General features: G+C 72.1%; 17 protein-coding genes. 10 read left to right on the top strand and 7 right to left on the bottom strand.

Annotated elements, in window-relative coordinates; genetic code table 11:
• Nucleotides 1-174: 174 nt before the first annotated feature.
• Nucleotides 175-1,980: a gamma-glutamyltransferase gene (gene ggt, locus IH80_RS0116495; RefSeq protein ID WP_030961222.1), complete on the top strand. Its 1,806-nt coding sequence runs from the start codon at nucleotides 175-177 to the stop codon at nucleotides 1,978-1,980.
• A 64-nt stretch (nucleotides 1,981-2,044) separates the two neighbouring features.
• Here the strand turns inward: ggt and map are convergent, their stop codons facing one another.
• Complete coding sequence (gene map / locus IH80_RS0116500) at nucleotides 2,045-2,812, bottom strand: type I methionyl aminopeptidase (RefSeq protein ID WP_030961224.1); 768 nt, start codon at nucleotides 2,810-2,812, stop codon at nucleotides 2,045-2,047.
• Nucleotides 2,813-2,890: 78 nt separating this feature from the next.
• Here map and IH80_RS0116505 point away from each other — a divergent pair, with 78 nt between their 5' ends.
• The 8 genes from IH80_RS0116505 (at nucleotide 2,891) to IH80_RS0116540 (ending at nucleotide 10,331) form a co-directional block, all read left to right on the top strand.
• Nucleotides 2,891-3,142 carry a helix-turn-helix domain-containing protein gene (locus IH80_RS0116505; protein ID WP_030961226.1) on the top strand — a complete coding sequence of 84 codons (252 nt, stop codon included), beginning with the start codon at nucleotides 2,891-2,893 and terminating at the stop codon, nucleotides 3,140-3,142.
• Between the two features lie 109 nt (nucleotides 3,143-3,251).
• Complete coding sequence (locus IH80_RS0116510; protein ID WP_030961227.1) at nucleotides 3,252-3,437, top strand: hypothetical protein; 186 nt, start codon at nucleotides 3,252-3,254, stop codon at nucleotides 3,435-3,437.
• Nucleotides 3,438-3,446: 9 nt separating this feature from the next.
• Nucleotides 3,447-3,827, top strand: coding sequence for a PPOX class F420-dependent oxidoreductase (locus IH80_RS0116515; RefSeq protein ID WP_030961228.1), 381 nt, complete (start codon nucleotides 3,447-3,449; stop codon nucleotides 3,825-3,827).
• A 99-nt stretch (nucleotides 3,828-3,926) separates the two neighbouring features.
• Nucleotides 3,927-5,546, top strand: a complete 1,620-nt coding sequence (locus tag IH80_RS47145; RefSeq protein WP_051809402.1) for a hypothetical protein — start codon at nucleotides 3,927-3,929, stop codon at nucleotides 5,544-5,546.
• Nucleotides 5,547-5,745: 199 nt separating this feature from the next.
• Entirely contained in the window at nucleotides 5,746-6,588 is an 843-nt protein-coding gene (locus tag IH80_RS0116525) for a nitrilase-related carbon-nitrogen hydrolase (protein ID WP_030961231.1), read from the top strand.
• Nucleotides 6,585-7,880 carry an aspartate aminotransferase family protein gene (locus IH80_RS0116530; RefSeq protein ID WP_030961232.1) on the top strand — a complete coding sequence of 432 codons (1,296 nt, stop codon included), beginning with the start codon at nucleotides 6,585-6,587 and terminating at the stop codon, nucleotides 7,878-7,880. Before IH80_RS0116525 ends, IH80_RS0116530 begins: the two co-directional genes overlap by 4 nt.
• A 12-nt stretch (nucleotides 7,881-7,892) precedes the next feature.
• The gene (hydA, locus tag IH80_RS0116535; protein WP_030961233.1) at nucleotides 7,893-9,293 is read left to right on the top strand and encodes a dihydropyrimidinase; all 1,401 of its coding nucleotides are present in this window, start codon (nucleotides 7,893-7,895) and stop codon (nucleotides 9,291-9,293) included.
• 21 nt (nucleotides 9,294-9,314) lie between these two features.
• Nucleotides 9,315-10,331: a TIGR03842 family LLM class F420-dependent oxidoreductase gene (locus IH80_RS0116540; protein WP_030961234.1), complete on the top strand. Its 1,017-nt coding sequence runs from the start codon at nucleotides 9,315-9,317 to the stop codon at nucleotides 10,329-10,331.
• 234 nt (nucleotides 10,332-10,565) lie between these two features.
• On the opposite strand, the gene IH80_RS0116545 is transcribed toward IH80_RS0116540, so the two are convergent.
• Complete coding sequence (locus IH80_RS0116545; RefSeq protein WP_030961235.1) at nucleotides 10,566-11,549, bottom strand: helix-turn-helix transcriptional regulator; 984 nt, start codon at nucleotides 11,547-11,549, stop codon at nucleotides 10,566-10,568.
• 849 nt (nucleotides 11,550-12,398) lie between these two features.
• On the opposite strand from IH80_RS0116545, the gene IH80_RS0116550 reads away from it, so the two are divergent.
• Entirely contained in the window at nucleotides 12,399-12,710 is a 312-nt protein-coding gene (locus tag IH80_RS0116550) for a hypothetical protein (RefSeq protein WP_030961238.1), read from the top strand.
• A 282-nt stretch (nucleotides 12,711-12,992) separates the two neighbouring features.
• Here the strand turns inward: IH80_RS0116550 and IH80_RS0116555 are convergent, their stop codons facing one another.
• From IH80_RS0116555 to IH80_RS0116575, 5 genes are all read right to left on the bottom strand, one after another.
• The gene (locus tag IH80_RS0116555; protein WP_030961239.1) at nucleotides 12,993-14,114 is read right to left on the bottom strand and encodes a hypothetical protein; all 1,122 of its coding nucleotides are present in this window, start codon (nucleotides 14,112-14,114) and stop codon (nucleotides 12,993-12,995) included.
• Complete coding sequence (locus IH80_RS0116560) at nucleotides 14,111-15,361, bottom strand: cytochrome P450 (protein ID WP_030961240.1); 1,251 nt, start codon at nucleotides 15,359-15,361, stop codon at nucleotides 14,111-14,113. Before IH80_RS0116560 ends, IH80_RS0116555 begins: the two co-directional genes overlap by 4 nt.
• Nucleotides 15,362-15,391: 30 nt before the next feature.
• Nucleotides 15,392-16,744, bottom strand: coding sequence for a PLP-dependent aminotransferase family protein (locus IH80_RS0116565; RefSeq protein WP_199819268.1), 1,353 nt, complete (start codon nucleotides 16,742-16,744; stop codon nucleotides 15,392-15,394).
• A gap of 37 nt (nucleotides 16,745-16,781) precedes the next feature.
• Nucleotides 16,782-18,056: an MFS transporter gene (locus IH80_RS0116570; protein WP_030961243.1), complete on the bottom strand. Its 1,275-nt coding sequence runs from the start codon at nucleotides 18,054-18,056 to the stop codon at nucleotides 16,782-16,784.
• Nucleotides 18,057-18,120: 64 nt separating this feature from the next.
• Nucleotides 18,121-19,018, bottom strand: an 898-nt coding sequence (locus IH80_RS0116575) for a thioesterase domain-containing protein (protein WP_030961244.1), incomplete at its 5' end; no start/stop codon positions are given.

A 19,018-nucleotide genomic window follows, 5' to 3' on the forward strand; every position in this document is an offset into this window, starting at 1 on the left:
CCGGCGGCGGGGTTCACCGGCCCGGTGCCCCTTGCGCCCTCCGGTGCCCCTGCCGCCCGTCCGGCGGCGCGCCCCGCCGGACGGGGCACCGCTCGACGGCGCGCCCCGGCAGACGCCCTGACGGGGCGACGGGCCCGGCGCTAGGCTCGGCCCACGCTGCCAATGGAGGTCCGGATGCACCGTCCCGCCGTCGCCCGCACGTTACCGCTGCTGACCGTCGCCGCCGCACTCGTGACGACCGGCGTCGCCCCGCCCGCCGCGGCGGCCCCCGCCCCGCCGGCGAAGGTGCCGGTCGCCGCCGGCTACGGCGGCGCCGTCGCCAGCGTCGACGCGGACGCCTCGGCCGCCGGGATCGCCGTGCTGCGCTCCGGTGGCAACGCCGTGGACGCGGCCGTCGCCACCGCCGCGGCCCTCGGGGTCACCGAGCCCTACTCGGCGGGCATCGGAGGCGGCGGCTACTTCGTCTACTACGACGCCCGCTCGCACCGGGTGCACACCATCGACGGCCGGGAGACCGCACCGGCCACGGCCACCGAGACCCTGTTCCAGGAGAACGGGCAGCCGATCCCCTTCGCGGAGGGCCAGACCAGCGGCCTCGGCGTCGGCGTCCCCGGCACCCCCGCCACCTGGAAGAGCGCCCTCGACGCCTGGGGCAGCCGCCCGCTGCGCCAACTCCTGCGGCCCGCCGAGAAGCTGGCCCGCGACGGTTTCACGGTCGACGCCACCTTCCGGGCCCAGACCGAGCTCAACGAGGCCCGCTTCAGGGACTTCCCCGACACCTCGAAGCTGTTCCTGCCCGGCGGTTCCCTGCCGGTCGTCGGCTCCACCTTCAAGAACCCCGACCTCGCGGACACCTACGCCGAACTCGCCCGCAAGGGAACCGGCGCCCTCTACCGGGGCCCCATCGCCGAGGACATCGTCCGCACGGTCCGCACGCCCCCGGTGGACCCCGCCGCCACCCGCCGGGTCCGGCCCGGCGACCTGACCGCCGGTGACCTGCGCGCGTACGGCACCAAGCGGCAGGAACCCACCCGGGTGGGCTACCGCGGCCTGGACGTCTACAGCATGGCGCCCTCCTCGTCCGGCGGCACCACGGTCGGCGAGGCCCTGAACATCCTGGAACGGACCGACCTCTCGAAGCTGTCCGAGACGCAGTACCTGCACCACTTCATCGAGGCCTCCCGGATCTCGTTCGCCGACCGCGGCCGCTGGGTCGGCGACCCGGCCGCCGTGGACGTACCGACGCGAGCACTGCTCTCCCAGCGGTTCGCCGACTCCCGCGCCTGCCTGATCGAGCCGGACCGGGCCCTGACCAGCCCGCTGGCCCCCGGCGACCCGCGCCACCCGGTCCCCTGCGCCACCACCGGACAGGCCGCGCCGACCACGTACGAGGGGGAGAACACCACGCATCTGACGGTCGCCGACCGCTGGGGCAACGTCGTCTCCTACACCCTCACCATCGAGTCCACCGGCGGCAGCGCCATCACCGTCCCCGGCCGCGGCTTCCTCCTCAACAACGAGCTCACCGACTTCTCCTTCGCCCCGGCGGCGCCGGGGGTCCCGGACCCGAACCTGCCGGGCCCCGGCAAGCGCCCGCGCTCGTCCATGTCCCCGACGATCGTGCTCGACGACGGCCGGCCGGTGCTCGCGGTCGGCTCGCCCGGCGGAGCCACCATCATCACCACCGTCCTGCAGACCCTCACCGGCCACCTGGACCGGGGCCTGCCGCTGGTCGACGCGATCGCCGCGCCGCGGGCCAGCCAGCGCAACCAGACCACCACCGAGCTGGAACCGGGCCTGTGGAACAGCCCGCTGCGCGCCCGGCTGGAGGCCCTGGGCCACGGCTTCCGGCAGAACCCGGAGATCGGCGCCGCCACCGGCGTCCAGCGGCTGCCCGACGGCCGGTGGCTGGCGGCGGCCGAGACCTCCCGGCGCGGCGGCGGTTCGGCGATGGTCGTCCACCCGCACGGCAGGCCGTAGGGGGCGGGTCGTCGGTCCTGCCGGGCTCGCGGGGTCCGACCGGCGCACCCCCCCCCGGCGGAACTCAGGACGCGGTGAGGACCCGCGGACCGCGGGCGGTCACCGCGACCGTGTGCTCCGAGTGGGCGGCGCGGGTGCCGTCGACGGTGCGCAGGGTCCAGCCGTCGCCGTCGCACCGGTAGTCGTCCGTACCGCCCGCGATCAGCATCGGCTCGATGGCGAGGACCATGCCGGGGCGCAGCTTCATGCCGCGCCCCGGCGGGCCCTCGTTCGGCACGCCGGGGTCCTCGTGCATGCTGCGGCCGATCCCGTGGCCGCCGAAGCCGTCGGGCACGCCGTACCCGGCCGCGCGGCAGACCGTGCCGACGGCGTGGGCGATGTCCCCGATCCGGTTGCCCGGCACGGCGGCGGCGATGCCTGCCGCGAGGGCCGCCTCGGACGTCTCGATCAGCCGCAGGTCCTCGGGACGGGCACGGCCGACGGTGAAGCTGACCGCGGCGTCCCCGACCCAGCCGCCGAGCTTCGCCCCGCAGTCGATGCTGACGAGGTCGCCGTCGTGCAGCCGGTAGCCGTCGGGGATGCCGTGCACGATCGCGTCGTTGACGGAGGCGCACACCACTGCGGGGAAGGGCACCGGCGCGAACCGCGGCCGGTAGCCGAGGAAGGGTGAGGTCGCGCCGGCGCCGCGGAGCACCTCGCGGGCCACCCCGTCCAGCTCCGACAGCGCCGTGCCGACGTGTGCGGCCCTCCGTACGGCGGCCAGGGTGCGGGCGACGATCCGGCCCGCGGCGCGCATCTTCTCGATCTCGGGTGCTGTCTTCAGTTCCACCATGCCAATAACTATACCGGTATAACTGTAACGGGATTACTTTACCGGGATAACTATTGGCCGTCCGGGTAGGATGGGCCCATGGTCCGTACCCCTCTCACCCCCGAAGAGCGCGAGCGCGGCGAGCGCCTCGGCGCCCTGCTGCGCGAGGCCCGCGGCGCCCGCAGCATGGTCGAGGTCGCGGCCGGGGCCGGGCTCTCCGCCGAGACCCTGCGCAAGATCGAGACCGGCCGGGCGCCCACGCCCGCCTTCTTCACGGTCGCCGCCCTCGCCGAGGCGCTCGGGCTCTCGCTGGACGAGCTGCTCAGGCGCTGCGCGGCCGTGCCGGCCTGAGGCCCCGCTGCCGACGGCGGGGCGGCCCGTCGTGCCGTTCGGGCGGGAGTCGAGGCCGAACGGACCAATCGGCGGTGGGACTTGCCGCGTGCGGGGCAGGCGTGAAGGCGTGTCAGCCACGGACGCAGCCAAACGACTCGGATTCGCAGCCGCCGGCGCCCTCCTCGCGGGAGGCCTGCTGCTGGCGGCCTGCACCCTGCCCGACGACCGGCCCGGTCCCCTCCGCGAAGCGGACGGACGGGCCCGCCAGGGAGCCGTTGACCCGGACGGCGCGGACGCCGCCCCGTCACGCTAGGGTCCGGGTATGGGTCTCCAGGAGCTCGGCAGCGCGCGGTACGTCAGCCTCACCACCTTCCGCAAGGACGGCACGGCCGTGGCGACCCCGGTGTGGGCGGTCGCCGACGGGGGTGAGCTGTACGTCTGGACGCGCAGCGACTCCTGGAAGGTCAAGCGCATCCGCAACGACGGGCGGGTCACCGTCGCCCCGTGCGACGTGCGGGGGCGCGTCGAGGAAGGGGCGCCCGTGGTCGAGGGGCGGGCCCGGCTGCTCGACGAGGAGGGCCTGCGCCGGGTGCGCAGGCTGATGTCGCGCAAGTACACCTGGCAGTTCTGGATGGTGGACGTGCCCGCCGCTCTGGTGCGGCGCGGGAAGCGGCCGCACACCGCGATCGCCGTCAAGCTTTGAGATTCCCGTAGCCCGCCCGTAACACGGGTGGGGTCCAATGCGGTCATGGAGACCGCGACTTCACTGGCGATCAGTCAACTCTCCGGATATTTGCGGGGATTGACGCAGAGGCTGGATGCCGGGGCAGGCTGGTACGGGGAGTTCCTGCGCCGGGACCCGGAGGGCATGCGGGCCTGCCTGAACGGGGCGGCGATACCTCCGTGGGACGTGGTGGAATCCCTGCTGAGGGACCTGGCGGGGTCGGGCGGCGCGGAGCTCGCGGCGCGGGAGACCGGATACGCGGCGAGGCTGCGGGCGGCGGCCGTGGCCGTGTGGGACCGGCTCCCGGGGGGTGCGGACGAACTGCGGACCCTGCTGGCGGCTGCGGCCGCACAGCGGGCCGAGTCGGAGGAGGCCCTGCGCCGCCTGACCGCCCGGCTCGGCGGGACCGCCGACCGGGCCGAGACCGAAGCCCTGACCAGGGAGTTGTCCTGGGCCCAGGACGACATGGCCCGCGCCGCGGCCCGCCACGAAGACCTGGCGGCCCGCCTCACCGCCCTGCACTCCACCCCTCACCCCGGCCCACCTGCGCGGCCGGCGACCGAAGCGGGGCCCCGGTCGACGGCCCCGACGCAGGCGGTCCAGCCCCCGGAGGCCCAGCCCCGCCCCGGCGCACCCGCGCAGGCGGCGGCCGAGGTGGCGGCGCAGAGCGCGGCCCGGGCCTGGGCGGACCCGCGCACGGAGGCCCGGCCCCGGCCCGGCGCACCCGCGCAGCCGGATGCTGGGCCGGGGCCTGTGTCGTGGGGTGGCCCCTGGGCCGGGAGCCCGGCCGACGGCGGCGCTCCGCGTGTGCCCGGGCAGGCGCCGGGGGAGGGCGGGGGCCAGGCTCGCGCTGCGGAACCGCCCTCCGCGGACGATGACGGCGCCCCGGGCCGGGAGGCGGGTGTGCTGCAGCCCGTCGGGCGGGCCGAGGGGCGGTGGTTGCGCGGGACGCGGCGGGCCGGGGGCGCCCGGTACGCCGGGTCGGCGGCTCCCGAGGCCCCGGCCTTCACACCGCCCCCGGGCCACCCGGACGCCGAGGCTCCCGGCGGGCCCGGGAGCCCGGAAGCCCTTGGCGCCCCGCGTGGCGCCCGGTTCGGCCGGCCGCGGCCCGAGCGGGCGACCGTACCCGCACCGACGCCCGTACCCGTACCCGCGCCCGCGCCCGCGTTGCCGACCGGCTCGCCGCGGGCCGTCGCCGCCGAGCTGATCGCGCTGCGCGCGCAGGGCCGCAGCGGGGAGGCACACGCCCTGCTCTGCCAGGCCGCGGCCTGGCCCGCCGGGCAGCTGCCCCACCTGGCCGCCGAGCTGACCCGCGCCGGCCTGGCCGCCGACTGGACGACGCTGCTGTGGGAGGCGGCCTCCCTGCCACCCGACCGGCTCGCTGCGGCCGCCGCCGCCCTCGGTGACGCCGGCCGGGAGGCCGATCGCGACGCCCTGTTGCGGCAGGGCGTGGCCCGCCCCGCCGCCGAGGTCGCCGACGCGGCCCTCGCCCTCGGCACGGCCGGCCGCACCCGTGAGGCCGAAGCCCTGCTCGGAGCCTTCGTACGGGTCCGTACCGCCGAGGAGGCCGCCGCCCTGGCCCGGCACGACCCCCAGTGGCTCGCCCCGCTGCTGCTCCGCGTGGCCGGCTTACTCCCCGGGGCCCGCCACCGGGACCTCGTCCACGCCCTCCGCGTGGCCGGCATCGTCACCCCCTGAGGGGGCGCGGATGCTCCCGGGTTCATGTCGTCAAAGTCCCGTCTGCTGACCGCAAACGACCGCCCAGCGACGTAACGTGACCGACTACTCCAACTGTGCAAGGCGGTCTTGCCCCGCGCAGTGACGAGGCCTACGTTCTACTCCCTACGCACTCCGTCTACGTGCGTAGAACCGGCGTTCCCGTCGCAAGGAGCAGCTCATGGCCCAAGTCGTCCGCGCCGCGCTGGTCCAGGCCACCTGGACCGGAGACACCGAATCGATGATCGCCAAGCACGAGGAGTACGCCCGCCGGGCCGCCGCCGAGGGCGCGAAGGTCATCGGCTTCCAGGAGGTGTTCAACGCCCCCTACTTCTGCCAGGTCCAGGAGCCCGAGCACTACCGCTGGGCCGAGGCCGTCCCCGACGGCCCGACCGTCCGCCGCATGCAGGACCTCGCCCGCGAGACCGGCATGGTGATCGTCGTCCCGGTCTTCGAGCTGGAGAGCGCGGGCTTCTACTACAACACGGCCGCCGTCATCGACGCCGACGGCACCTACCTCGGCAAGTACCGCAAGCACCACATCCCGCAGGTCAAGGGCTTCTGGGAGAAGTACTACTTCCGCCCGGGCAACCTCGGCTGGCCCGTCTTCGACACCGCCGTCGGCCGGATCGGCGTCTACATCTGCTACGACCGCCACTTCCCCGAGGGCTGGCGCCAACTCGGCCTGGCCGGCGCCCAGCTGGTCTACAACCCCTCCGCCACCCACCGCGGCCTCTCCGCCCACCTCTGGCAGCTGGAACAGCCCGCCGCGGCCGTCGCCAACGAGTACTTCGTCGCCGCGATCAACCGCATCGGCCAGGAGGAGTACGGCGACAACGACTTCTACGGCACCAGCTACTTCGTCGACCCGCGCGGCCAGTTCGTCGGGGACGTCGCCAGCGACAAGGACGAGGAACTCCTCGTCCGCGACCTCGACTTCGACCTCATCAAGGAGGTCCGCGACCAGTGGGCCTTCTACCGCGACCGCCGCCCCGACGCCTACGGAGGGCTCGTACAGCCGTGACCGACCCCACCCCGCTCCGCAACCGCCACCGCACCGTCCTGCCCGACTGGCTCGCGCTCTACTACCAGAACCCCATCGAGCTCACCCACGGCGAAGGACGCCACGTCTGGGACGCCGACGGCAACCGCTACCTCGACTTCTTCGGCGGCATCCTCACCACCATGACCGCCCACGCCCTGCCCGAGGTCACCAAGGCCGTCTCCGAGCAGGCCGGACGGATCATCCACTCCTCCACCCTGTACCTCAACCGGCCGATGATCGAGCTGGCCGAGCGGGTGGCCGCCCTGTCCGGCATCCCCGACGCCCGCGTCTTCTTCACCACCTCCGGCACCGAGGCCAACGACACCGCCCTGCTGCTCGCGACGACGTACCGCCGCTCCAACCAGATCCTGGCGATGCGCAACAGCTACCACGGCCGGTCCTTCTCCACCGTCTCCGTCACCGGCAACCGGGGCTGGTCCCCGACCAGCCTGTCCCCGCTGCAGACGTACTACGTCCACGGCGCGGTCCGCACCCGGGGCCCCTTCGCCCACCTCGACGACACCGCCTTCACCGCCGCGGCCGTCGCGGACCTCGAGGACGTACTGGGCCAGGCCCGCGGGGGAGTGGCCGCCCTGATCGCGGAGCCGATCCAGGGCGTCGGCGGCTTCACCTCCCCGCCCGACGGCCTGTACGGCGCCTTCCGCGAGGTCCTCGACCGCCACGGCATCCTGTGGATCAGCGACGAGGTGCAGACCGGCTGGGGCCGCACCGGCGACCACTTCTGGGGCTGGCAGGCCCACGCCCAGAACGGCCCGCCGGACATCCTCACCTTCGCCAAGGGCATCGGCAACGGCATGTCCATCGGCGGCGTCGTCGCCCGCGCCGAGGTGATGAACTGCCTCGACTCCAACTCCATCTCCACCTTCGGCGGTTCCCCGGTCACCATGGCGGCCGGCGCCGCCAACCTCGGCTACCTCCTGGAGCACGACCTCCAGGGCAACGCCCGCCGCGTCGGCGGCCTGCTCCTGGAGCGGCTGCGCGGTATCGCCGCCACCGTCCCCGCCGTCCGGGAGGTCCGCGGCCGGGGCCTGATGGCCGGCATCGAACTGACCAGGCCCGGCACCGACCAGGCCGACCCGGACGCCGCCTCCGCCGTCCTGGAGGCCGCCCGCGAAGGCGGCCTGCTGCTCGGCAAGGGCGGCGGTCACAACACCAGCGTGCTGCGCATCGCGCCGCCGCTCTCCCTCACCGTCGCCGAGGCGGAAGAGGGCGCCTCGATCCTCGAACAGGCCCTGCGCAGCGTGGAGTAGGGGGAACCTCCCATGAGCAACCGCACTCTGATCAGCGGCGGTCTGGTCGTCACCGCCGCCGACGAACTGCACGCGGACGTCCTGATCGAGGACGGCCGCGTGGCCGCGCTCGCCGCGCACGGCTCCGCGGCCGCCGGCGCCTGGACGGCCGACCGCACGATCGACGCCTCCGGGAAGTACGTCATCCCGGGCGGCGTCGACGCGCACACCCACATGGAGCTGCCCTTCGGCGGGACCTCCGCCTCGGACACCTTCGAGACGGGCACCCGAGCCGCCGCCTGGGGCGGCACGACCACCATCGTCGACTTCGCGGTGCAGAGCGTGGGCCACTCCCTGCGCGAAGGACTCGACACCTGGTACGCCAAGGCCGACGGCAACTGCGCCGTCGACTACGCCTTCCACATGATCCTCTCGGACGTCAACGAGGGCACCCTGAAGGAGATGGACCTCCTCGTGGGGGAGGGCGTCACCTCCTTCAAGCTGTTCATGGCCTACCCGGGCGTCTTCTACAGCGACGACGGCCAGATCCTGCGCGCGATGCAGCGCGGCGCCTCCAACGGCGGGCTGATCATGATGCACGCCGAGAACGGCATCGCGATCGACGTCCTCGTCGAACAGGCCCTGGCGCGCGGGGAGACCGACCCGCGCCACCACGGCGAGGTCCGCAAGGTGCTCCTGGAGGCGGAGGCCACCCACCGCGCCATCCAGCTCGCCCGGGTCGCCGGCTCCCCGCTGTACGTGGTCCACGTCTCGGCGGAGGAGGCGGTCGCAGAACTCGCGGCCGCCCGTGACAAGGGGCTCCCCGTCTTCGGGGAGACCTGCCCGCAGTACCTGTTCCTGTCCACCGACAACCTGGAGGAGCCGGACTTCCAGGGCGCCAAGTACGTCTGCTCCACCCCGCTGCGGCCCCGCGAGCACCAGGCCGCACTGTGGCGGGGGCTGCGGACCAACGACCTCCAGGTGGTCTCCACCGACCACTGCCCCTTCTGCTTCCGGGGCCAGAAGGAACTCGGCCGCGGGGACTTCTCGAAGATCCCCAACGGGCTGCCGGGCGTGGAGCACCGCATGGACCTCCTGCACCAGGCCGTGGTGGACGGCCACATCAGCCGCCGCCGCTGGATCGAGATCGCCTGCGCGACCCCGGCCCGGATGTTCGGCCTCTACCCGAAGAAGGGCACCATCGCCCCCGGTTCCGATGCCGACATCGTCCTCTACGATCCGCACGCCGAGCAGGTCATCTCCGCCGAGACGCACCACATGAACGTGGACTACTCGGCGTACGAGGGCAAGCGGATCACCGGACGCGTCGACACCGTGCTCTCGCGCGGCGAACTCGTCATCGACCGGCGCGAGTACACCGGCCGGGCCGGCCACGGGGCCTTCGTCCACCGCTCCACCTGCCAGTACCTGTAAAGAGCGTCAAGGAGCCGCCCCATGGACTTCGGCCTCGTCCTGCAGACCGACCCGCCCGCCTCCCAGGTCATCAGCCTCATGAAGCGCGCCGAGCGCAACGGCTTCCGCTACGGCTGGACCTTCGACTCCGCCGTGCTGTGGCAGGAGCCGTTCGTCATCTACAGCCAGATCCTGGCCAACACGCAGAAACTGCACGTCGGCCCGATGGTCACCAACCCGGGCACCCGCACCTGGGAGGTCACCGCCTCCACCTTCGCCACCCTCAACGACATGTACGGCAACCGCACCGTCTGCGGGATCGGGCGCGGCGACTCCGCGATGCGCGTCGCGGGCCGCGCACCCAACACCCTGGCCCGGCTCGGCGAGGCGATGGACGTCATCCGCGACCTCGCCGAGGGCCGCGAGGCGTCCGTCGAGGGCAACCCCATCCGCATCCCCTGGATCAAGGACGGGAAGCTGCCCGTCTGGATGGCCGCGTACGGCCCGAAGGCCCTCGCCCTGGCGGGGCAGAAGGCCGACGGCTTCATCCTCCAGCTCGCCGACCCCTACCTCACCGAATGGATGATCCACGCGGTCCGCGAGGCGGCCACCGAGGCCGGCCGCGACCCGGACGCGATCACCCTCTGCGTGGCCGCCCCGGCGTACGTCACGGCGGACGACTCCCCGCAGGCCCTGGCCCACGCCCGCGATCAGTGCCGCTGGTTCGGCGGGATGGTCGGCAACCACGTCGCTGACCTGGTATCCCGCTACGGTGAGCACTCCTCGATGGTCCCGGAGGAGCTCACCGAGTACGTCAAGGCCCGCCAGGGCTACGACTACAGCCACCACGGCCGCGCCGGGAACCCCTCCACCGACTTCGTCCCCGACGAGATCGTCGACCGCTTCTGTCTGCTGGGCCCGGCCGAGGCGCACGTCGACAAGCTCCGCGCCCTGCGGGACCTGGGCGTCGACCAGTTCGCCGTCTACGACATGCACGACGCGAAGGAGGCGACGATCGACGCGTACGGCCGGCACATCATCCCGGCGCTGTGCGACTGACTGCCGCGCCCGCGCCCGTCCCGTACGCATGGCCGTCTCCCGCCCGGGGCTTCACTCGGTGCGGGAGGCCGAACGGGCCGCCCGGCGAGGCAGTGCCGTCGGGGAGCGTGCGTGGCAGCGGGTCCACGGCTGCCGCAGCGGCGGTACCCCCGGTCCTCCGTCAGGCGGTCAGGGCGAGGACGGGGCGCGGCCGGACACGGACGAGTGCCCCGGGGGCCGAGGGGGCACCGGTGGTCACACCCATCCCTCGCGGGCGGCGAGCACGCCGGCCTCGAACCGGCTGTGGGCGTTCAGGCGGGTCATCAGGTCGGCGGCGAGCCGACGGACCGTGCGCACCGAGACGGCGAGGTGGCGGGCGGCGACCTCGTCGGTGCAGCCCTCGGCGAGCAGCCGCAGCAGTTCGCGCTCCTGGGGGCCGAGGCCGCGGTGGTCCTTCGGCAGCGGAACGCCCCACGGGGTGCCGTTCTTCCACACCTCTTCGAAGAGCATCACGAGGGCCGTGACGGCACCCGGGCTGTGCAGGACCAGGGCCCCCTTGAGGGGGCTGCCCGGCTCCAGCGGGACGACGGCGACCTTCCGGTCCACGATGATCATGCGCATGGGCAGTACGGGGACGGTACGGGTCTCACTGCCGAGCGATGTCAGCCACCGTACGTAGCCGGTGGTCGCCGCGTCGTTGCGCAGACTGTCCTGGTAGATGGAGCGCACGGAGACGCCGCGCTCCAAGGCCAGTTCGTCGGGCCCCTTGGCGGCGGACATGTCCTCGGGGCGCTGGGCGCCGCCGATGACGAAGGAGAGGCATTCCTTCGCGGTGTTCTCCGCCAGTTCTGCCAGCCGGTCGCGGACCGCGTCGATGCCGTCGAGGCATTCGGCCACCTCGGGCAGGTATTCGCGGCGTGAGCTGCCGTACTCGGCGGCCAGTGCGGCGATGGATTCCTTGGCCTCTTCGAGTTGTTTCTGGTGCCGGGTCAGGGTCGCGGTCTGGCGGGCATGCAGGGCGCTGAGGCTCACCCCCGGGTCGACCGGGCGCAGGCCCTCCGCCCCAGGCCCGGCGGGCCGCAGGAGATGCAGGCGGGCAAGCTGGTCCAGGGTCGTCCGGACGGCCTTCTCGGTGAGTCCCGAACGTTCGCAGAGCTCTTCGACCCCCAGCTCGGGGGAGTCCAGGAGCGAGCGGTATACGACTTCTGCGGCGGGCTCCAGGCCGAGTGCTTCGAGCATGCCTTCACCTCTTTCGTGCGGGTGCGGTGACGACGGGGATCGGGGGTATGCGATGTTCCGCGATTCCACGTGGCCGCAGCAGGCCGGCAAGAGGCGAGCCGGCGGTAAAGGGTGTGCGGACGCCTACAGATGGCCTGTCCGCGAACGTCCCCCCTGTTTTTCTGCACGCTACACACATCGTCCTGCACTCCCCCGAGGTCAGTCGGACACCGAAGGTCCGGTCGGTGTCGGGGGTGAGCATAACTTGATTTCCTATTGAGGGGCACGATTGGAGTCGTGCTCGCCGCGTGTACTCCTTGACGAAGTGGCAGTCGAACCCTCCGTATAGGGGGCTCGGAAGATATGGGTTCGCGAACCCTGGAGCGGTATGCCCCCGCGCCTTCAGCCGGTTTTGCTGACATCTGGTGTATGTCCGGAATGGTGACATGTCCTCCGGCCGGCTGCGGAGTGGCATCTCGCGGCCAGGCACGACGCTGCCAAGTGGGAGAACGCCGAGGTCAGTCCCTTTCGGTGGGCTTTCGGGTTTGCACCATGGTGACAGCGCGGATCATGCCAGCCCCAGGTCCTTACGGCGAGGGGGTGCGGGCGGACAAGCTCTGGTCATCGCCCGGTCGACGGCGCCCAACGGGGCCCGGACGGGCGGGAATCAGCCACCCCCCTTCCGAGGAGCAGCACCATGTCTGGGAACAGCCGTTTTGTCGTCTTCGCTCTCTGTGCCCTGGCTATGCTGGCCGGAGTCTTCGCCGCCGCCCCGAGCTCCGCAACCCGTCCCGCCACGGCTTCCGCGGTGACCGTGACCGGCCCGTCCGACACCTTCAGCTGGGGTCCGTGACCCCGAGGAGCCACGCCGTGCTTGCTGTACTCATCCGCATGACTCCGGCCCCCGGCGGCGGGAAGCCTCCTGCAGAGGTGGTTGTGGAGGAGGTCCTGTGGGCGGCGGCCGAACCGCAGGACCGCCTGGAGCACCTCACGGTCGTCGACGACGAGGCCGGCCGTTTCGGCCTGATGGCCTTCGTCCTGGCACACGACCAGCAGAGGGCGGCCGCCCAGACCAGGCGATTGCTCGACCGCGCCGTGAAGCGCGCGGGCGCCCTGCACGGCTGGAGCGTCGTCGAGTGCTCCGCTCTGGACTTGACTCCAGAGCCCCACAGGGAGGCCTAGTTGACGTTCCCGCAGGAGACCGGACCCCCGCCCCGCAGGCTGTGGCCCCTCCCCATGCCCCCCTTGTCAGAACCCTTCGCTGCGGCTGTGCGCCGCTCGGCCAGGTGGTCGTCGACCACCGCCGGCCGGGCGGCGCACAGCCGTTTTCCGCGGTTCGCCGCCCGGCCGATCACGGTCCCCCGCCCCGGCGTCCCGGAGCGGCGCAACCTCCCGCTCCGGCAGGCCCGGAACGCCGCCGCCGTCCTCCTCCGGCGCGGGCGGAAGGACCCGGGGCCCCACCGCTCAGCCACGCGGCTCCACACGCGGGCCACCTGAGTGCCCCATCGGACAGGCCGGCGTGGCGGCGCCGATCCGCCGGGTGCGGAACCGTTCGAGGATCTCCACCGCGGGCACCTTGGAGCCGGGCGTACGGAGACTCGACTCGCGGTCACCGCCGAACCTGGAGCAGACGTCGATGTGCGCGTCGTACGCCGTCGACATCGCGTCGAGCAGGATCCGGTAGGACTTGTCCACTGCCGGATCGGGCTCCACGAGCAGCGGCTTCAGCCGGTTGATCAGCTTGAGCAGGACCCGGTGGTCGCGCACCTGAAGACCGCTGAACTTGGCGTTGATGTACGGGGGCATCATCGCGGGCCGCACCGCGTCCGCGTAGTGGGAGCGGGTGAAGTCGCCCGCGTACCGCATGGAGGCGCCGGACCCCACCATCAGGATGGTGGCGTCCTCCAGCAGCCGGCAGGCGCCCTCCACGTCGTCCGGGTCGTCCTCCAAGGACTCCCTGAGGCAGCCGACTGTCACGATCAGGGCCTGGATGAGCGCGAAGAACACCTGGTGGCCCAGGCACCAGCGGACCAGGGGATCGCCTTCCGCCTCCTCGGGCCCGGCGCCCGGGCCCGGCGTCAGGACCCGCGCCGCGTGCTCGAACGGCGTGCCGACCACTCCTGTCCGCCACAGCGCGCCGAAGGTGGTCCAGAACGCCTCGCGCAGTTCGGCCCGTTCTCCGCCGTTGAGGCTGATCCCGACGGACAGGGCGTCGCCGAGCTGGCTGCGGAGGGCTTCGAGCACGGTGTAGGTGAAGGTCTCCACCGGGTTCCCGGTGACCCGGACCGCGCCGAAGAACCGGTCGTGTTCCTCGTACAGGTCTTCCGGCAGGGACTTCCGCTCCTCGTCGGTGTAGCCGGAGGCACCGACCGGCACGGACAGGCGGCCCAGGGCGGAGTCGACGGCGGCCAGCGCCTGCCGGTCGGAGTCCTGCGGGGATATGCCGATGACCGTCCGCAGGGCGTCCGCGACGCGCTGGTTCATCATGCCGCTGATGGTGCTCCGCGAGACGGGGAGGTGCTCCGCCTTCAGCAGGTGCAGGGGCGGGACGGTCGCACGGCCGGTCTGGATGTCGGTCCCGGTCACTTCGCGGACTCCTTCGTGCCAGGTACGAGCGTGACCGGCAGGCTGCTGAACCCGCGGAGGAAGGTCGAGCGGAGCGGGGTGGGTTCGTCCGCGAGCTCGATCCGTTCCGCCCGGTCGCAAAGGGACTTCAGTACGGCGGTGATCTCGGCGCGCGCGAGGTAGGAGCCGAAGCAGAAGTGCCGCCCGGCCCCGAAGGCCAGGTGCTTGTTGGGCGTGCGTGCCAAGTCGAGGACCTGCGGGTCCCGGAAGGCGCGCTCGTCGCGGTTGGCGGAGGAGTTCCACGCGATGACGTGGTCACCTGCCCGGATCCTCCGGCCGTGCAGGGTGACGTCGGCCGTTGCGGTCCGGCCGGTGTGCATGGGCGGCGTGGTCCAGCGCAGGACCTCTTCCACCGCCCCGGCGACCGGGATGCGGCCTTCCTTCAGCGCCCGCCACTGCTCGGGGTACCGGGCGAAGGCGTGCACGGCGCCGGCCATGGCCAGACGGCTGGTGTGGTCGCCCGCCAGGATGAACCCGTAGCAGTTGACGACCACCTCGTCGTCGGTCATCGGCTCCCCGTCGATCCGGCAGGTGGCCATCGCGCTGATCAGGTCGTCCTGCGGGTCCTCACGGCGGGCCTCGATGATCTCCTGGCAGTAGACCAGCAGTTCGTTGCGGGACAGCCAGACGTCCTCCTCGCTCAGCCCGTCCTCGTCCGTGCTGAGCGCCTTGACGCTCAGGTCGAGCAGGTACGGGTGGTCCTCGGCGGGGAAGCCGAGGAGGTCGCAGATCATTCCCATGGGGATCCGCTCCGCGACGTCCCTGGCGAAGTCGAAGGTGCCCGTGCCGGACTCGATGGCACGACCGATGAGGTCGTCGACCCGCTGCTGCAGTTTGTCCGTCACGGCCTTGCGGGTACGGGGGCTGAACGCCCTGAGCAGGATCGTGCGCATGGCGTTGTGGCGGGGCGCGTCGGTCAGCGCCAGGATCTTGCCGGCCGCCGGATCCCCGCCGGCCTTGTGCAGGGACGACATCATGTTCCCGGGCTTCGAGCTGAATCGCTCGGAGTCCTGCAGGACGGCCATCACGTCCGCGTAGCGGGACACGACCCAGAATTCCGTTCCGCGCTCCGTGGCGGGATGCAGGTACAGGGGCTGCTCTTCCCGGGCCCGCCGCCAGAATTCCTCGATGTCGGTGCGCAGGAACGTGTTCGGGTCCGTGAGGTCCACGGTATTGAGATCGTCGGCGAATGCGCCGCTACGAGACATGAAAAGCTCCTGGATTTTCGGAATGCGCTATCAGAGCGCGGATGTTTCGGCGGGCATTTCCGTGCCGGAAAGATCGGCGATGAGCATCGCGAGACGATCCAGCCCTGCTTCGATCTCCTCCGGGGACACCACACTCACGGACAGGCGCAGCTGGTTCTCCCCGCCCCGGCCGCCGTAGAAGTGGCTCATCGGTGTCCACAGGACCCCGTACTTGTCGGCCCCGTATTCCAGCGCGGCGTCGTCGGCGGCGAACGGCACGGTGACGACCACGAAGAATCCGCCGGAGGGCGTGTTCCAGGAGACGCCGTGGTCCTCGCCGTGCGGAAACCTGCGGGCCAGCCCGTCCAGCACGAGGTGCAGGTTCCGGCGGTAGAGCAGGATCTCGCGGGCGTTGGCCTCGACCAGACTGCAGTCGTGCTCCAGCAGCTTTCCTCCCGCGATGGCCTGGGCCACCGGCGGGGTGTTCACGGTGAGCATGCTCTTGATCTTGGACAGTTCGTCCGCGAGGAGCGTGATGCCCCCGTCCGGCGCGAGGACGCGCTGGTCCGCGACGACGAAGCCGATCCTGGCGCCGGGAAAGCACGTCTTGGAGAGCGAGCCGAGGTAGAGGACCCGCCGTCCGGTGTCAAGGGCCTTCAGCGTCGGCAGGCGTTCTCCGTCCACGGCCTGGAACAGGCCGTACGGGTTGTCCTCCAGGATGAGCAGGTCGTACTGGGCCGCGATGGCGAGCAGTTCGTGCCGGGCCGCCAGGTCCAGGCGCGCCCCGGAGGGGTTGGCGAAGTCGGGGACGAGGTAGAAGGCACGCGGCCGCTTGCCCGCGGCGCGCACCGCCTCCAGCTGGTCGACCAGGTCGCCGAGGTCGATTCCGCCTTCGTCCTCCCGGACGGGCCACACGGGCATGTCCACCATCCGTGCGGCGCCGGTCAGCCCGACGTAGCCCGGTGACACCGTCAGGACGACATCGTGCTCGTCGGTGCGGAGGGCCCGGAGCGCCACCACCATGGCCTCCTGGCAGCCGACCGTGACGACGACCGACTCGGGGTCGACGTCGAGGCCCTCGTCGCGGGCGAGGTGCCGGGCGAGCAGATCGTTGATGAGGCCTTTGGCCCGGCCGTACTGGAACAGGGTGCGGCGCACGGAGGCCGCGTCCGCACCCTTCTCGGCCGCCAGGTGGTCGCAGAACCTCCGCAGATATCGGTGCAGGTCCTCGACGTCGTAGTAGTCCTCACTGGGGCGGCCGGGGGCGAGCGATATCGCTTCCGGGAACCGGCCGGCCACCTCGTTCAGGAAGTTCATGGAGGCGAGCGCCGGATCCCCGAGCGCCGCGTGCAGTCGATCCGTGCTCAGATCGGCGGCCATGAGTTCCACTCCGCTGGTGTTCATACATCCTCGTTCGGCTGGGGGACCGGCGATCCCGTGACTACTTCGACTCGCCCTGCACCGACGGGGTGTCGGTGGGCTCTTCCGCCGGCTTCGCCCCGGCGGTGGCTTCGGCGGTCGCCCTCTCGATGGAGCGGTTGCTGAGCGCGGGCATGGTGACCAGGGCCACCAGGACCATCAGGAGGCCGCCTACGACGAACGGCGCCCGCACACCCGCCTCGCTGGCGAGGTAGCCGCCGAGAACACCGCCGAAGGGGGCGCCCACGAGGGAGATCAGGCGGCTGGCGGAGAGCACCCGGCCACGGATCGCCGCCGGCGCGAGACGCTGCCGCAGAGATCCGACGACGACGATCTGGACGCTCATCGAGAAGCCGATGACCGCCATCATCGCCCCGGCGATCCAGGGGCTCCCCGTGAGGCCCTGCCCGACGATTGCCAGTCCTTCGAGGGTCATGCCGACCCCGCGCATGGTGCCCACGGGGACCTTCTTGGCGATCGGGGAAGCCACCAGGCTGCCGATCAGGGCGCCCACCGCGGTGGAGCTCAGGAGCAGGCCGTAGCCGATCTCACCGAGGCCGAGCTGCTCCTTGGCCAGCAGGACCAGCAGCGACATCTGGGCGGTGAAGACGAAGTTGCCGACGGCGGCGGTGGCGGACAGGGTGCGCAGGACCCGGTGCCCGAGCAGCCAGCGCAGCCCCTCCGCGACCTCGGCGCGGAGGTTCCGGCGGGCCGGCTGCTCGGTCGGGGCGTTCGCGAAGTCACCCTTCAGCGAACCCACGCAGACGGCGCTGACCAGGAAGGAGAGGGCGTTCCCGAGGAAGGGCAGGGAGTTCGACAGGGAGAAGAGCACACCGCCGAGCGAGGGACCCGCGAGCTGTTCGCCGTTGATCTCGGCCGCTGACATGCGGCTGTTGGCCCGGATGAGTTCCTGTTCCCCGGGGGCGACCACCGGCAGGACGGCCTGTGCGGCGATGTCGAAGAAGATGTCGCCGCAGCCAAGGGCGAAGCCCGCCACGATCAGCAGGGGGATGTTCGCGTGATCGGTCAGTACGGCGACCGTGAGGAGGGAGATGACGGCGAGCCGGAACAGGTCCGCACGCAGCATCACCGTCTTGCGGTTCCACCGGTCCACCAGGGCTCCGGCCGGCAGCCCCAGCAGGAACCACGGCAGGGTGCCCACGGCGCCGACGGCACCGATGAGCAGGGGGTCACTGGTCAGTTGAATCGCCAGAAGGGGCAGTGCGGCCAGCTGGATGCCGTCGCCGAGCGACGAGGCGATCTTGCCCACCCACACCTTGTTGAAGTTGCTGCTCATGGGCGCCTGTGGCGCCTTCTCAGCTGTGGTGATCGTCAACGGTTTTCTCCTAAGAAGGGTTTTCCTATGGACGGCTGTGCGGGACGGCAGCCGCCTTCGCGGCCAATATCCGTCCTATTTCGGACAGTGGGCCGGGCTCGGTCATGGCCCCGTGCGCACAGTCGATGGCGTGCACTTCGACCCGGCCGCTCGTATGCGGGGACCAGACATCGGGAGTGGGGTCACCGACCGCCTTGTCGGCGGTCGCCGCGAAGAAGAGGATGTCGCCCTTGAACGTGCCGGCGTTGATGCGGTCGCTCAGGTGGGCGATGTCCACGAAGACCTTGACCAGCGCGTGGAGTCCGTCCGGGCCGAGCCCGGCCAGTGGGCTCTCGGGCGAGGCCGGGTCGTGGCCGACGGACTCGGCGATGGCTGTCAGGACCTCCGGAGCGTCGTACGACAGCCGCTCGCTCTCCCAGCCGTCGGCCGGCAGGTAGCTGTCCATCATGGCGAGCAGGGACACTTCCTCGCCCTGCTCCTGCAGACGGACCGCGACGGCGTGCGCCACGATGCCGCCGAAGGACCAGCCGAGGAGGGAGTACGGGCCGGAAGGCCGGACGCCACGGATCTCTCGCAGGTAGTCCTCGACCATCTCCTCGAGCCCGGGTGCCGAAGCATCCGGCTCGCTGAACCCGCGGGCCTGCAGACCGTAGACGGGCCGGCGGGGATCCAGGTGGCGCAGCAGGCCGGAGTACGCCCAGCTCAGCCCGATGGCCGGGTGGATGCAGAACAGCGGGTCCAGCTCCCCTTCGGCGCGCAGCGGGAGCAGCACGCCCAGGGAGTCCCCGGGGGTACCACCGGGCGCCCGGTCCAGCTGGCCGACGAGGGTGGCGACGGTGGGGGCTTCGAAGAGGGTGCGGAGGGGGAGTTCGGCTTTGAGGGTGGTGCGGATGCGGCTGATGAGGCGGGTGGCGAGGAGGGAG

The organism is Streptomyces sp. NRRL S-378 (genome assembly GCF_000720645.1).
In the GTDB taxonomy this organism is placed as follows: domain Bacteria; phylum Actinomycetota; class Actinomycetes; order Streptomycetales; family Streptomycetaceae; genus Streptomyces.